Source organism: Pseudoalteromonas sp. ATL1 (genome assembly GCF_058933015.1).
In genome coordinates this window covers 2,691,237-2,706,558 of record NZ_JBZYXL010000001.1, presented here as the reverse complement: position 1 = coordinate 2,706,558, position 15,322 = coordinate 2,691,237, and the positions used below count along the sequence as shown (strand labels likewise).

The 15,322-nt window shown below is 40.7% G+C and carries 13 protein-coding genes, 1 pseudogene and 1 riboswitch; of the genes and pseudogenes, 10 read left to right on the top strand and 4 right to left on the bottom strand.

Annotated features, from left to right (window positions below):
• The first annotated feature begins 71 nt into the window (after window positions 1-71).
• From nhaD to AC5FX4_RS12165, 4 genes and pseudogenes are all read left to right on the top strand, one after another.
• Window positions 72-1,319 (top strand): sodium:proton antiporter NhaD, encoded by a 1,248-nt coding sequence (gene nhaD, locus AC5FX4_RS12180; RefSeq protein WP_493606653.1) that lies wholly within the window; start codon window positions 72-74, stop codon window positions 1,317-1,319.
• Between the two features lie 118 nt (window positions 1,320-1,437).
• Window positions 1,438-1,610, top strand: a riboswitch (Lysine riboswitch).
• A gap of 83 nt (window positions 1,611-1,693) precedes the next feature.
• Window positions 1,694-3,040: a lysine-sensitive aspartokinase 3 gene (lysC, locus tag AC5FX4_RS12175; RefSeq protein WP_493606652.1), complete on the top strand. Its 1,347-nt coding sequence runs from the start codon at window positions 1,694-1,696 to the stop codon at window positions 3,038-3,040.
• A 94-nt stretch (window positions 3,041-3,134) separates the two neighbouring features.
• Window positions 3,135-3,664: pseudogene (locus AC5FX4_RS12170) on the top strand (DUF924 family protein).
• A gap of 104 nt (window positions 3,665-3,768) precedes the next feature.
• On the top strand, window positions 3,769-5,097 hold the full coding sequence (locus AC5FX4_RS12165; protein ID WP_493606651.1) for a sodium-dependent transporter: 1,329 nt from the start codon (window positions 3,769-3,771) through the stop codon (window positions 5,095-5,097).
• A gap of 51 nt (window positions 5,098-5,148) precedes the next feature.
• Here the strand turns inward: AC5FX4_RS12165 and AC5FX4_RS12160 are convergent, their stop codons facing one another.
• Complete coding sequence (locus tag AC5FX4_RS12160; protein WP_493606650.1) at window positions 5,149-7,299, bottom strand: carbohydrate binding family 9 domain-containing protein; 2,151 nt, start codon at window positions 7,297-7,299, stop codon at window positions 5,149-5,151.
• 262 nt (window positions 7,300-7,561) lie between these two features.
• Between AC5FX4_RS12160 and AC5FX4_RS12155 the strand changes: the two genes are divergently transcribed.
• The 4 genes from AC5FX4_RS12155 (at window position 7,562) to AC5FX4_RS12140 (ending at window position 11,392) form a co-directional block, all read left to right on the top strand.
• On the top strand, window positions 7,562-8,917 hold the full coding sequence (locus AC5FX4_RS12155) for a DASH family cryptochrome (protein WP_493606649.1): 1,356 nt from the start codon (window positions 7,562-7,564) through the stop codon (window positions 8,915-8,917).
• Complete coding sequence (locus tag AC5FX4_RS12150) at window positions 8,914-9,063, top strand: DUF2256 domain-containing protein (RefSeq protein WP_493606648.1); 150 nt, start codon at window positions 8,914-8,916, stop codon at window positions 9,061-9,063. Before AC5FX4_RS12155 ends, AC5FX4_RS12150 begins: the two co-directional genes overlap by 4 nt.
• Complete coding sequence (locus AC5FX4_RS12145; protein ID WP_493606647.1) at window positions 9,060-10,631, top strand: cryptochrome/photolyase family protein; 1,572 nt, start codon at window positions 9,060-9,062, stop codon at window positions 10,629-10,631. The genes AC5FX4_RS12150 and AC5FX4_RS12145 overlap by 4 nt, the downstream gene beginning before the upstream one ends.
• Window positions 10,632-10,771: 140 nt before the next feature.
• A complete protein-coding gene (locus tag AC5FX4_RS12140) occupies window positions 10,772-11,392 on the top strand; it encodes a LysE family translocator (protein WP_493606646.1) in 621 nt (206 codons plus the stop codon).
• Window positions 11,393-11,402: 10 nt separating this feature from the next.
• Here the strand turns inward: AC5FX4_RS12140 and AC5FX4_RS12135 are convergent, their stop codons facing one another.
• The 3 genes from AC5FX4_RS12135 to AC5FX4_RS12125 all read right to left on the bottom strand — a co-directional run bounded on the left by AC5FX4_RS12135 (window position 11,403) and on the right by AC5FX4_RS12125 (window position 14,212).
• The gene (locus AC5FX4_RS12135) at window positions 11,403-11,987 is read right to left on the bottom strand and encodes a hypothetical protein (RefSeq protein WP_493606645.1); all 585 of its coding nucleotides are present in this window, start codon (window positions 11,985-11,987) and stop codon (window positions 11,403-11,405) included.
• A gap of 257 nt (window positions 11,988-12,244) precedes the next feature.
• Window positions 12,245-13,366, bottom strand: a complete 1,122-nt coding sequence (locus AC5FX4_RS12130) for an ISAs1 family transposase (RefSeq protein ID WP_493606644.1) — start codon at window positions 13,364-13,366, stop codon at window positions 12,245-12,247.
• Window positions 13,367-13,486: 120 nt separating this feature from the next.
• Window positions 13,487-14,212, bottom strand: a complete 726-nt coding sequence (locus tag AC5FX4_RS12125) for a substrate-binding periplasmic protein (protein ID WP_493606643.1) — start codon at window positions 14,210-14,212, stop codon at window positions 13,487-13,489.
• Window positions 14,213-14,410: 198 nt separating this feature from the next.
• Between AC5FX4_RS12125 and AC5FX4_RS12120 the strand changes: the two genes are divergently transcribed.
• Window positions 14,411-14,917 carry an RNA polymerase sigma factor gene (locus AC5FX4_RS12120; protein ID WP_493606642.1) on the top strand — a complete coding sequence of 169 codons (507 nt, stop codon included), beginning with the start codon at window positions 14,411-14,413 and terminating at the stop codon, window positions 14,915-14,917.
• 33 nt (window positions 14,918-14,950) lie between these two features.
• Window positions 14,951-15,319, top strand: coding sequence for a DUF6768 family protein (locus AC5FX4_RS12115; protein ID WP_493606641.1), 369 nt, complete (start codon window positions 14,951-14,953; stop codon window positions 15,317-15,319).
• Window positions 15,320-15,322 lie beyond the last annotated feature (3 nt).

Below are 15,322 nucleotides of genomic sequence, written 5' to 3'. Positions count from 1 at the left end.
AAGTGCTAGACTTCGCGCCGACTTACGTTACCTTCGAATTTATTACTTTACTTACAGGTTGTTTACGCAAAATGGTTACGCCTATTATCCTAACCCTGATAGCGATTGCGTTCGTGCTTATCGTTATAGAGGATATCATCCATGTAAACAAGGCCAAAACTACCCTTTTTTTTGGTACTTTGTGTTGGATTATCGCTTTTATCTCTCCTATTCATGGGCAAAGCCCAGAAACTGTACAACATCAGCTTGATCATAACATCCTTGAAATAGCCACTTTATGGTTGTTCTTGATGGCTGCGATGACTTTTGTTGCCTATTTGAATTCCAAAGGATTTATTCAAAATATCGTACACAGGATCATGCCTGCACAAATAAGCGAACGCAAGTTGATGTTTTTAGTTGGTATTTCAGCTTTTGTGTTTTCGTCTGTTTCAGACAACATTACAGCAACGCTAATTTCATTAGCGGTGGTGATGTCATTGAAGCTCGATCCTAAGAAACTGATTAAGTACGCCACACTTATTATTTTCAGTGTAAACAGCGGTGGCGTGTCCTTGATCACAGGTGATGTAACCACCTTAATGATCTTCTTAGCGGATAAAGTCACTATTCCTGATTTATTATTGCTAATTGCACCTGCATTGATGAGTGTGTTGGCTCTCGCGGCTATGTTATCAGTGGGGATGAATCAAACTTTGCAGTTTGATAAGACTGCGCAGCGTCGTATTGAAAAAACGGATATTACAATCGCTTTGATTTTTCTTTCGACGATTTTAGCAACGTTAATTTTAAGCGTGTTATATCAAGTTCCGCCTTTACTTACGTTCTTATTTGGCTTATCGCTCATGTTCTTGGTTGCACAATTCTTAATGCGTAAGAAGGACGTAAACAAGAAGATTATTGATTACATTCGCGAAATTGAGTACGACACCTTATTATTCTTTGTCGGCGTACTATTGTTAGTGGGCGCGTTAAAAGAAGTGGGCGTACTGGCCATGTTTACCGACTTGTATGTGTACATGAGCCCTGAGTATGCAAACTATGTGATGGGTTTATTATCCGCCGCGGTGGATAACGTACCTTTGACTGCAGCATTGCTAAAGGCAGATATCACGATGACGGCACAACAATGGTTGATGTTCACCTATGCCACTGGAGTGGGTGGCTCAATGTTAGTTATCGGCTCTGCTGCGGGTATCATCGCCATGAGCAAAGTGAAAGATCTGACATTTATGAGTTACTTGAGAAACTCAATTTATCTTTTGATTGCTTACACTATCGGTTATGCAGGTGCTTACCTTACCGGTAGCTTTGTGTAAACTTTTCAGGTGTTAAGTTAATTAAAACTTGACACCTAGACGGCTAAAAGATATTTTTTACCAGCCCGCTGCTTATGCGGGCTTTTATTTTGTTTTTATTCAGGTTAGTAAAGGCAAAATAGACAGAAGAGGTGCGATGCTTAGGTATTTAGTGGTAGGTGACGAACGCCTGTGACCATTAAAGAGGGAAGTATTCGCCGAGGAAAGTTTTAGTACGTCACTTTGACTTTTCGGTTTACGAGGCTGAATCCTCGGAACTGTCACCGTTTTAGGTGGAGAGCTTCTGGCAAAGGTCTTATCACACAAAGAAAATTTCCATTGCCAAGTTCTCCTTTTATTTATGATCACGTTGCTTGTGATCACAAGGAGATATCATGAATTCGCAGTACACAGTCGCAAAATTTGGTGGCACCAGTGTAGCTGATCACGACGCCATGCACCGCTGTGCACAAATCATCCACGATGACAGTCAAGTACGCGTCGTTGCTGTAAGCGCCAGTGCGGGTGTTACAAATCACTTAGTTACTCTGACGCAACAAAAAGCCGATGAACAAGAGAGACTCACATTAGTTCAAGCCGTTATTGATATTCAAGATGCCATTCTTGCAAAACTCACTCTTGATCAAGACTTAGCCTCTGGCTTTGAAGAGACTATTGCTCAATTTAAAACCTTGGCTGCATTACCCGCGCTAAGCAATCAACAATGTGATGAAATGCTAAGCTTTGGCGAGCGTTTATCATCTTATTTATTTACCCAGGTATTAAGAGATTTGGGCGTCAATGCTGAGCGCTTTGATGTACGCCAAGTACTTAAAACCGATAATCGATTCGGTAAAGCGTCTCCTGATGTTGAAGCGACTTCAATGGCAGCAAAGCAACACCTAGTACCGCTGCTTGATGAAAAAGTAGTTGTAACACAGGGCTTTATTGGTAGTGATCAATATGGGCAAACAACAACGTTAGGCCGTGGCGGTTCAGACTACAGTGCAGCGTTACTGGCAGAGGCTATTGAAGCGCGAGCCGTGCATATTTGGACCGATGTGGTCGGTATTTTCAGTACAGATCCAAGGTTATGCGCTAAAGCCGCACCAATCGCGCGATTAAGCTTTGATGAAGCGGCAGAGATGGCAACGTTTGGCGCTAAGGTATTACACCCAGCGACCATTCTACCAGCCAGTCGCAGCGGTATTTCGGTGTTTGTTGGCTCAAGTCGAGATCCTCAAGCCGGTGGTACTTGGATTGAAAGAGAAAAATCGGCGCAACCGGGTATTCGTGCTGTGACACAAAGAAAGAACCAAATTCTATTGACTCTGAAAAGTCCGGAAATGTTACTAGCCAGTGGCTTTTTAGCACGAATTTTCACCATTTTAAGTGCTTACAATATCTCGGTTGACTTGGTAACGACGTCTGAAATAAGCGTTGCGATCACGCTGGATAATGCGCAAAATGCATCGCGTCCAGAACTTGAGCAAGCCTGTTTAGATGAATTGAGTGAGTTCTGCCATGTAACGGTTGAAAACAACTTAACGCTTGTTGCTTTAATTGGCTCGGAAATTCAACTTAAGCAACACGAAATGAACTTGATGCAAGTACTGAGTGATTTCAATATTCGTTTAATATGCCATGGCGCAAGTAAACATAACCTGTGTTTCTTAGTTGAGCAGTCAGATTCTGATCACGTCGTAAAAGCAATTCATGCCAAGCTATTAGAAGCTGCATAGCGGTTGTTGGGGGAGCGAGCTACTTGGTTTGCTCACCCCTTGGTGTTATATTTTTTCCAGTACAATTCAATTCGCGACAGCACAAGGAGGCGCTATGCAATCTCAAGATGTTTATCAATTTTGGTTTGAAGAATGCAATGAACAAGATTGGTGGAAAAATCGACTGAATTCGACCGAGCAATTGAAAAGCGATTTGGTCACTTTCACCAAGCGGCAGTTAGAGGTGAATTGGCACATTGGCGTACAGAGCCAATGGGTGCATTGTGTGAGATCATTGTATTGGATCAGTTTTCTCGTAATATCTACCGCGACACGGCAGAGCCGTTTGCAAGTGATCCACTGGCACTGTGTTTAGCGCAACATGCGATTGAAAAAGGGTTTGATCAGCAACTAGCAATAAAAGAAATCAGCTTTTTATATATGCCATTTATGCACAGTGAAAGTGCCATAATTCATGAACAAGCCTTATCGTTGTTTAAAAAACTGCCAAACTATGAGTTTGAAGTAAAACACAAAAATATAATCGATAAATTTGGACGGTATCCTCATCGCAACGCAATATTAAATCGCCAATCAACTCAAGAAGAATTAGACTTTTTAACCCAACCTGGGTCCAGTTTTTAGTTTAGGCATTTGTTGACGCCGCTTGTTTGGACCTATTTCATTCGCATTTTTTAACAACTTCAGTATAATCTGCCGACCAAAACAATAACTAAATTAGACTCTGTATGGCTCAATTGCGTGATGGCTTTCAAAGCCGAATTGGCTTTGTACTCGCGGCGGCAGGTGCTGCGGTAGGACTTGGCAACATTTGGGGATTTCCCACTCAAGCGGCAAACCATGGTGGTGGTGCGTTCTTACTTGTTTACTTTGTTGTTATATTTTTGTTAGCACTTCCCGCGCTTTACACTGAGTTATATATAGGACATCAGGCCCAATCAAACCCTGTTAATGCATTACGTCAAGCTTGGAAAGAAAAAGCGCCAAAAGTAGGCGCGGGTGCAGGATATCTGGGGTTATTTGGTGCCATTATTATGCTGAGCTTCTACTCCATTGTTGCAGGGTGGATGTTGGCATTTTCTCTTGAACCACTGGCGAGATTTTTCGGTTTAGAGGAACTGAGCGCGTTTTTACGGGGTGATTCGACACTTAGAAATTTCATTTTCACGCCACTCATGCTTGCGTTAACTGCAAGTATTATCCTAAAAGGTGTTAAATCCGGTATTGAGGCATGGTCAAGAAGGCTGATGCCAATGCTACTTGTTTTGTTATTAGCGTTGATAGCTTACATTGCAACCCTTGATGGCGCTGCACAAGGTTTTAGTGCCTATCTTGTGCCTGATTTTTCAAAAGTCACAGACCCAGATCTCGTCATCGCGGCAATGGGCCAAGCATTCTTCTCTTTGTCTTTAGGGGTAGGTTGCATGATGATTTATGGCTCATATCTAAAGCCTAACGAAAACCTACCAAAACTGACTATGAGCGTCGCGGCACTGGATACTGGTGTGGCATTTTTGGCAGGGCTTCTTATCATTCCAGCCGTGTTTGTGGCTCAACACAATGGTGTTCAGGTATTTCAAGATGGCAAACTGATAGGTGAGGGTCGTCTAATTTTTGCGGTATTACCAGAACTATTTTCGAGTATGGGCGCTGTAGGTTTATGGGTAGGCCTGACTTTCTTTGTTTTGATGTCAATTGCCTCCGTAACGTCAACGATTTCTTCAACAGAGATACCTGTATCATTCTTGGTTGAAAATCATGGTATGGAACGAAAAGGGGCAACTTGGCTAGTAACGGCAATTATTTTTGTTGTATCGAGTGCCATTATCGTTAATTTTGACTGGTTATTTGGGCTGGTGATCACGGTGTTGACTCAGTATCAGCTACCGTTGATGGGCTTATTTTACTTTATTACGGTCGGTTGGATGTGGAAACGAGGCAATCAGCTAGGGCTTGAGTGCAAAGGTGGACATTACTGGTTTGCGCAATATGTGCGGTTTGTGTGTCCGGTATTAATGACCATCGTGTTTGTCAATGTAGCGCTAAACAAGCATTGATAGAATAAAAGCCCTTAATAATAAGAAACTATTAAGGGCTTGGTGCTTACTTTACCAGCGATTTATGTAGTTAATCTTCACTGTTTTCTCATCAAAAGTTGTTTGGCGTTCGTGCCATCCTTCATTCAAATCATACCCCTTATTAATACTAATTTGATAAAGCTCATCGGGTGCACTTTGGTAACGTAAGCGGCTGAATATCGAAAGACTGTCTGAGCGGGTGTTATGCTGTACCATTGTGTTCCAAGACCAGTCTTCATTGAATGCAACATTTGCTTTTATACGCGTGCTATACATATTGTCTTTTATGCCGTCACGCTCGTAATAGTGATTTCTACGTGCAACAGTGAGCATTAAATGTTTGCTTGGTTTATAAATCAATTCCCCTAATATTTGTTTTCGATCACTGTCAAAGAACTCGCCAGACGTCAGCTTTATATTAGCTGACAACACTTGGTCACGAGGGGTTTCATAAAACAGTGTCCACTGGTCAAACTTATAATCTTGCGCTTTAAACTTTATGTTGCGTCCCATTGCATAACGGTTTTTCAAACGTTCATTACGAGAGTCATACTGAATGAAACCAGTGGCGTTACTTTTTGTTTGCCAGTGAAATGGCCTGATTGCGTATTCTTTACTGATCCAATTATTGTTTGTGTCGTTATGTTGATAATAAAAGTAGGTAAATTGGTACAAGTTAAGGTACTCACCTAACAGACCTGAGGTGGGGCGCTCTCTGAAGCGTGTCATTAATTCATAGTAATTAATGCCTTTACGATTAACAAAGCCTAAATCTGGATTAAAATCTTCTCCTAAATAACGATATTTTGCTTCTACATACACGGCATCATTTGGTAAATAGAGCTGTGCACCATAGGCCTTTGTATCGTCCATGCCCGGTTTTTTCTCTGTTTCCTGGTACCATGCATGGGCTCTTATTTGTTGATCTTCCAAAAAACTACCCGAAAATCGATAATCGACACCATACAATCCGGTATCATCAGCATCACTGCTATTGCCATCCGTGGCAATGACACCAACTTGATGATTTTCGTCAATTTGGTGTTTCACTCGAGCGACAGTTAGTTGTGCGCTTTCTTCTTTATTACCGTCTTGTTCTTGATTGACACTGAGTATGCCAAAGCTGGTTCCCTCAATTTTTCCTGTGACTTTAGTGCCCCAGTTTACATCCAGTAGACCATCTTGAGGCCCTTGGCCTATGCGGCGAGAGTAAAAGGGCATACCGTTGAAGTCATCATTACTGAATCCACCAAAACTAAATACTTGGGAATCTTGCAAAAAGAAATCCCGTTTTTCAAAAAAAAACTCACTAAAGCGGGTCATATTAATATTTACTTCATCAACATCAGTCCCAGAAAAATCAGTATTTAATGTTAAAACGCCTGTGATGTTAGGAGTGAATTTATAAAATGCATCTAGCGAAGGTGTCCATCTGCTTTCGTTCAAATTATCTTTAAAACTCAATCCTGATTTAAGCTCAATGCCTTTACCTTGATTTAAACCAGTAATATTGGTGATTTTTGCGACTTGCGGCACTGTCCATGGATAGTTTTCAGGGTCGTTCAGATTCCAGTATATTTGTTTGTATGGTTTAGATAGCTTGTGTCTCAGCTGTAACCCCCAATCGCTCTTATTTGGATCAAATGAAATAGACTGCATGGGTATAGCCATTTCTACACTCCAACCCGTTTCAGTTCGATTTGTTTTTGCGTACCAAATGGTTGTCCATTCTCCGATGTATTTAGTGCCATCTATGAGACCGTCTTCTCGAACGCCTGAAGGGGTAACATGAAAGAGATAGCCGTCTCTTTTGTCGTAATTTGTGTCCAAAGAGATACCAAAGTAATCTTCGTCCCACATATTTTCACCTTGGATCAAAACTCGATCTGTAATGGTATCTTGGGGTTGCGTTATTTCAGCAGCAACATAAAAGAATTCAGCGTCATACCCTATACGTGCTTTGATTGGGTAGGGAGCCTCTTTACCTAAAGTTGGTCTGAATTCAACAAATTGCTCAACTATTTTAGCGCCTTGCCATTCTTGTTCTGTGATCACCCCATCAATAACTGGCGCTTGTTGTAATTTTGTGAGCGCTAGAGGCGCGCGCTTAAAGTTATTGTTTGCTAGTACGTTTGAGCTACAAGCGAGCACCGCTAAGTATATGTAATAAATGCTTTTCATAATCTAATCCACTAGAAGAACTAACTTGAATAATGCACACAAGCCTTTTAAAAAGCGTGATAAAGAAAGGAAAAGCGATGACTAAAACATGCGTCAAAAAAGTGACAAAAACATGTAACGTATTGAATTTTAGACTAACAATTAAATTTAACGATAAAGACAGTTGAACATGTATCGGCCAATCACTTGGATAGTGAACTTTTAGCGCATGGGATTCGTATAAATCTGGACAAAATAATTTATACACAAATGTATTTGTTCAATGATCAGAGCGGCTTACTTATTCACTCATGACTTACGTCTTAATGATAACCAAGCGCTGTCATCTGCGCTTAGCGCATCTGATGAATTAAAGGTTATTTATGTACTCGATCCTGATTGGTTTAGACCCATAAATTATCAGCAAAAACCCATGGGGATTAATCGATGGCAATTTTTGAAAGCGTCACTAATCGACATTAATGAGCAGCTAAATTGTTGTGGAAGGAAGCTAACGCTGTTGTTGGGTAACCCTGTTTACGAATTGCACCAATTTGTGAAAATGTACCAAATTGATGAGCTATATCTTTCTAAGCAACTAGGTTGTTATGAAATAGAGCAACTCGAACGGTTGAAAGCGCTCAATCCCAAATTACGTATTAAGGAATTTTGGCAATCGACATTATTCAAAACAACAGAGTTAGATTTTTCATCTGTGTCACTCAATTCATTTACTCAATTTAAAAATACTACTGCGCAATTGAATGAATCTATTACGCCATCAGAAGACAAATCACCGAACCTAATAAAAAGCGAAATAAAACTGGATACGAGAGAGTTTGAACACAAAATTATGCTGTTCGAAAACCACTTACACAGCACATCACTAAGTCTTGGGCGCGAGACAAAGTTTACTGGCGGAGAAACCGCTGGCAATGTTCATCTAGAGCGCTATTTCAGCACCAATAACGCCTCTAGTTATAAAACAACACGCAATGCGTTAGATGGATGGGGAAACTCAACGAAATTTAGCCCATATCTGGCACTTGGTAATGTATCTGCAAAGCAAATCTGGCATACGTTGACAAGTTATGAGTCACACAACGGCGCAAATGACTCCACCTATTGGATACGGTTTGAACTACTATGGCGAGAGTACTTTCAATGGCTACTGTACCGTTTTGGCGCTGCTTTTTTTAAATTTTCCGGCATCGCTAATAAAACGCCGCTCACCAGCTATTATTCACAACGCTTTAAACAGTGGTGTGCTGGTTGTACCCAATATCCTTTAGTAAATGCGTGTATGCGAGAATTGAATGAAACGGGCTATATGTCAAACCGGGGAAGACAAATTACTGCGAGCTGCTTGGTCAACGAATTGGGCGTTGATTGGCGTTATGGCGCGGCGTACTTTCAACAGCAGTTAATTGATTATGACGTTGCCTGTAATTGGGGAAACTGGCAATACATAGCTGGAGTCGGTGTTGATCCAAGAGGGGGGAGGCATTTTGATATTGAAAAGCAGACGGCGATGTATGATCCAGAAGGTGAATTTATAAACAAGTGGACTGATGGCGGTGACATTATATCTACCGATCACACAAATATTGATGACTGGCCATTCGAGCGAATGAAATGAAAAAGGAACATCTTCCTTCAAAAGTATGTGTTGTTTGTCTGCGCCCGTTCAATTGGCGAAAGAAATGGCGACAAAACTGGCTTGAGGTTAAGTACTGCTCTAAGCGTTGTGCGTCAAACAAATCAACTTTAGTGGAACAACAATGAAAACCCAGTATGAAACGTTACGCTTATTATTAGGTGATCAGCTTAACGCGTCACATAGCTGGTTTAAAAATAAAGATGAGCGAACACTTTATGTAATCGCTGAACTTCACCAAGAAACTGGTTATGTAAAACATCATATCCAGAAAATATGCGCATTCTTTTGCGCGATGGAACACTTTGCAAATGCGCTAAAGCAGGTTGGCCACCATGTTCAATATATGACGCTTGATGATACTAATCGCTTTGACTCGCTTACAGATCTACTGGAAAACTTGATAGAGCAGTATGAGGTTAAAACATTTGAATATCAGCTTCCAGATGAGTACCGGTTGCGTAAACAATTGTTTGAATTCTCCAATCATACGAGCGCTCAAGTTACTCATTTCGAAACTGAGCATTTTTACTTAGATGAACACGCTTTAGGTAAAGAATTTCAAGCAGGAAAAAAGCATCGTATGGAAGCGTTTTATAGGAAAATGCGTAAACGCTTCAATATATTGATGCAAGGCAGTGAACCTATGGGGGAAAAGTGGAATTTCGACCATGATAATCGTAATAAATTAACACATAGCCACTTTAACGAAGTACCTGATCCACTCTTGTTTGCGAACGACGTATCTCACATATTGGTAAGGCTCAAGAAGCACGATGTTCAGACAATTGGCACGTCGAATCATGCTTTGCTTTGGCCTGTTAATCGCGCTCAAGCCAAGGCGTTATTGGCATATTTTTGTGAATACTGTTTGCCACATTTTGGGCGCTTTCAGGATGCAATGACAGGTGAACTGGACAATGTTTTTGAGTCGAGGCAGTGGAGTCTGTTCCACTCGCGTTTGTCGTTTGCCATGAATGTAAAAATGATAAGCCCAATGTTTGTTGTTAATTATGCGATTGAACACTATACGCAAAATAAAAGCGTAATTTCCATATCTCAAATAGAAGGGTTCGTTAGGCAAATTATTGGTTGGAGAGAGTTTATCAGGGGCGTTTATTGGGCAAACATGCCAAATTATGCGCAGTTAAATTATCTGGACGCGGGTAGAAGCTTACCGACATGGTTTTGGAATGGTCAGACCAAAATGAACTGCTTACGACATGCAATACTTCAGTCTCTCGATTATGCCTATGCGCATCATATTCAGCGCTTGATGATAACGGGCAACTTTTGTTTGATAACCGGCATCGACCCTAGTGAAGTAGATGCGTGGTATTTAGGAATTTATATCGACGCCATTGAGTGGGTTGAAATGCCAAATACAAGAGGGATGAGCCAGTTTGCTGATGGCGGTATTGTGGGCTCAAAAGCGTATGCAGCAAGTGGTAACTATGTAAAAAAAATGAGCGATTACTGCTCTTCTTGCGACTATCAAATAGATAAGGCTTCTGGCGCGAAAGCTTGCCCGTTAAATTCGCTCTATTGGTATTTTATGGTGCAACATGAAGAAGAATTTTCGAAAAATCCACGTAATCGTATGGTTTATGCAAATTGGAATAAGAAAAGTATTGACGTAAAAAAGGCCATACTGACGCATGCAGAGCATTGTATTGAGAATATGGATCAGCTGTAGGGCCTGTAAACTAGGGCTATATATGACTGTAAAGGACCTTTACGTGTGATTAAAATTCTAAAATATCCAAATTACGCGTGCATATCACAGTGGTATTCAATATGATTTTCCTTTTGATTATGTAAGAAGGTCATATCAATATGGAATTGTCTACTTGGCTGAGCTTAGCGTTTATCTGTGTTTTAGGGGCCATGTCTCCAGGGCCAAGTTTGGCTGTGGTTTTAAAGCACTCACTTCATAATAGCGCTGCACATGGTGTCGTAGCTAGCTTAAGCCATGGTTTTGGTGTGGGAATATACGCGGTATTATCTTTATTAGGGTTGGCGGGTCTGATCAATAACTACCCAACTCTATTTCAAGTAATGGTCTTTGGTGGCGCGTTGTATTTGGCGTACATGGGCGTAAAAATACTAACAAGTAACGCTAGCAGCTTGTCAGTGGCAAGCCCCAGTAGTACGTCTAATTATGCAAAAGCGGCCAGAGATGGGTTTGCGATCGCATTTCTCAATCCAAAATTGGCAATTTTCTTCCTAGCGCTTTTCTCACAGTTTATTGTGCCGGAAAATATGACGCTACAATCTGCCACCATCATGTGTGCGACTGTATTGATCATTGATACGGTGTGGTACTTTTGTGTTTCAGTGCTAAGTGCAAAAGCAAGAGATAAATTCGATTTACTGTCAAAGCAGGGCATTATTGACAAAGTGTTAGGATGCGTATTTTTACTATTAGCTTTGCGAGTTGTTATTGAGCAACTCTAATGTATGTTGATTAATCGAAGCTATCGTTATAAAGCTCAAAAATAGTTTCTTTAAGCTCATCTAATCCTGAATTTATGTTCATAATCTCAAGCGCGACAGCGGTTTCATTAACAAAACGACTGAGTGCCACTTCAAAAGTAGCACTTCGGTCATTTGGCAAGACGAGCGTTACTGGCGCTTGAGTGATGATTTGTTGAATATGATTTGCTAAATAAGGATGTGTTCTGATCACAAGCCCGGAAAGTGACAGTGATAAGACCGAAAATTGAATTGTCGTGTGCGGTATTTTGAGAACAATGCCATTCAGCCGTTGAGTGATCCAATGCCGATTAGTTGCTTCTGCTGAGAATATGTTAGGGAGATCGCAGGAGAAAGTCGGCATGCCTTCATTTGTTGTATTGAATTGAGCTGGAAAATAGACAACTTCAGAGTTTACTTTAGCAACAACTTGTATGTCAGTTGCTTGACTTAATGTGTGTAGCCAATGTTTAAGTTGAGCTGCATGGTTATCCTCAAGAAAAATATCAAAGTGAGGTGAACCGTCTTCCTTAACGACTTGGGATATAAATTGGGTCTCTTCCTTTGAAAGCTTCATTTTGATAGTCCACTTAAAGTTGTTTATTGAATATACACACACATTGTTCCCTTTCAAGGGATTCTTACAAGTTTATGTGCATCCGCTTAAACAGGCTATTACATCTAATTACACCCTATAAATTCAACAGTTAATGAAAATCACTCCCTGTTGATATACTAATATCGGCACAAACGTTAGAACATTTAGTGTTAATATTAATCCAAAAAGTAAAACAGTGTTAATTGGGACAAACATCAGGGCAAGAGCATGAAAAATCACTTGCTATTCAATACCTTTTCTAGATAGCACTCGTTTCTAGCTGCTTTTAGCTGTTTAGCGCGCACACCTTTGTTAAAGGATGTCTCTTTCTTCAATAAATTCAATGCAATATGTCTTACACCAGCCAACACTTCTGCTGCTCCGCCGCGGCGTATACGGCAACCATCTTCATTCATCGCCACATCCAAACACCAATGAAGACTGTTCTCAATATACCAATGTGCTCGCGTGGCTTCTGCTAGTCTTTGCGCACTCAAGTTCGCTGAGCTTATGTAATATCGATATGTTAATTCACCTTGCTGTTGGTTATCCGATTTACGGTAAGACACTATCACGCCTACACTTTGTAAATTGGGCCAGCTAGCACTTGCGGGAATTTGAGCCATATCATGGCAGACAACAGCCGCTCTGAATTCTTCTCGACCTCGTTGATAATCTACTTCACTTAATAAGCTATCAGTCGCTATCTGGCGTGATATTTCTGGTTGCAAGAGTTGTTTCACTTGTTCAAATAAGTTGCCCTGATTGGCTTTGAGAGCCAGCAAGTAATCTGCTTCTTTTTCTACAATTTGCTTTGCAATTTCCTTTTGGCAGCCCATCGCATCAATCGTCACTAAGCAACCTTTTAGCTCTAGTAACTGTAGCAACTCTGGGATTGCGGTGATTTCATTGGACTTCGAGTCGGTCTTGCATTGACCTAACGTTACGCCATTTTCGCAGGCAAACGCACTGACAATGTGGATCGCATCTTTTCTATCTGGCTGTTTAAATGAACCTTTTAGCCTTTTTCCATCAATGGCAACCACACTGCCGTCTGTGAGTTCACTACAGCTGTGCATCCATTGAGAAAAACTGGCTTGAAACTGGGTCATATCGATACGGCTTATAACCCTTGCAATCGTGTCATGCCGAGGCACACCGTTCGATAGTGCTATAAATTTACGTAACCAAGATAGCTTGTCATGGGCAAAATCTTCAATTTCTTCCCAACCTTGGCAACCTGCGATCACGGCACTGATAGTTAGAAACAGAATATCGAACAATGTATGTTGTACTTTGCCTTGCTGGCGTGGGTCATCAATTGAAGAAAAGTGTTCGAACAACTTATTGGCTGACATAATTGTGCTGCTTAATCTGAAAAGCAGTATAAGATCATAAAATTATGCCAAGGTAAAGTTCATGATCTTGCCCTGGGACAAACATGTTTTTTGAGCAACGCTTAAAGAGGTTAAGTGTGATTAATTTATAAAAGGGGCGTATTCAATTCGTGTATTAAAAACAGTCTTTTCGGCGTGCTCAATTAGTTTTTTCAATTCGCCGCTTTTAATCATTTGTTGGAGCTTTTGGTTCACGATGGGCACTAAGTTCGAATGAGTTTTATAGACGTAGTGATATAATTCAAGCCTATCTAAGCTATGTTCGTGTGCGGTTATGTCGTTCATATTCAAGTTTCTTAAAACGATCAGACCATCCATTTTGTTGGTTAGCGCGATATCAGCAAGGCCGTCATGGAGTAACTTGAACATTTGCGCTGTATTGTCTGTATCCATTACATTGCTCATGCCCTTTGTGATATTTTCTGTATGCTTAACGCCTCTAACTTTAACAACTTTAAAATTTTTTAAATCGGACGCTGTGAGTATTTTAATTCCGCTGTTGTTTTTGGTGAACACCATCGTTTCTAAATAATAATATGGAGTTGGTACGCGTATCGTGTCAGGCGCTTCCTTTCCGTAACTAAAAATGCGCATAATTTCGCCATCTTTTATGCCTCTTGAAGCTTCGTATTGCGCACGTTTCCCTGGAACGGGCGTGATTGTTATTTCTAATCCTAATTGATGATAAACTTCACCCAGTACTATTCTGCCAACTTCTTGCTCAATAAGGTGATTGATTGAAACAAAATGGTAGGTTTTAGCATGCGCTGATGAAAAATAGCAAAGTAAAATTAAGAGATATTTCATAGTTAAATAACGGACTCTTTGGTAACAGTAAGTATAGCTGAGTTTTTTCTTGCTAAATATTCCTTAAATGACGCGGCTCGCACGCTGGGCTGCTAAGCCTAACGCGTGTAATTCCAAATGAGGAAAATTTTTTAATTTTGCGTGAACCTTTTATAGCGCGACTGCGCCCTATAGAAAACAAATCTGATAAGGGGTGTTATGAATGCAAGTGAAGTAGCCATGTTGGTATTGGATGCCCAAAAGGGCGATAAAGGTGCATTTGAAACGCTTTGCAGCCACTTATATCTTCCAACTCACCGTTTTGCGATCAAGTTATCGAAACATGCCGCTGTCGCGGATGACGTTACGCAAGAAGCGTGGACGTACGTAGCCAAAGATATAAAACGCTTGCAAGAACCAAGCGCATTTAAAGCGTGGTTATTCAGAATAGTTTACAGAAGATTCATTGACTACACGCGCAAGCACCCGATGACTTCAAATGAGGAAACAGAACGGGCTTATACCCCGAATATAGAAGAGCAGTATGATGTATTAAAGTTGATCAATAAATTGCCAGACATTGAGCGTCATACCATTTATCTATATTACTTTGAACAAATGACGACTTGTGAAATAGGTGCTGTATTGGAAGTACCTGAAGGAACCGTAAAATCAAGGTTATACCGGGCGAGAAATGAGCTATCTAAATGGGCTAATGAAGCGTGATGTTTTTGACACACTAAACGCGGAGAGAATGATATGAATATTGATGACAAAATTAAGCAAAGTTTAAATGCAGAGCAGCACCATTTAGACACAATATTAAGTAATGAAAGCGGCATATTTAAACGTTTGGGAGATATATATCAAGGAAGAATGAAAGTATGGGTAATTCTCTCTACCTTGATGGCATTTATAGCGTCGCTGGCCTTTATATATTGTGCCTATCGATTTGCAGTTGCTTCAGAAGTAGAGCAACAAATCTTTTGGGGCGTGTGGTTTATTGCAGGGCTAGTGGTCCAAGTAACAATCAAGTTGTGGTTATTTATGGAAATGAATAGGGTCGCTTTGCTTAAAGAGTTAAAAAGAACCGAGTTGAACCTATTAACAGCTCAGAAAAAGGGCTAGTGG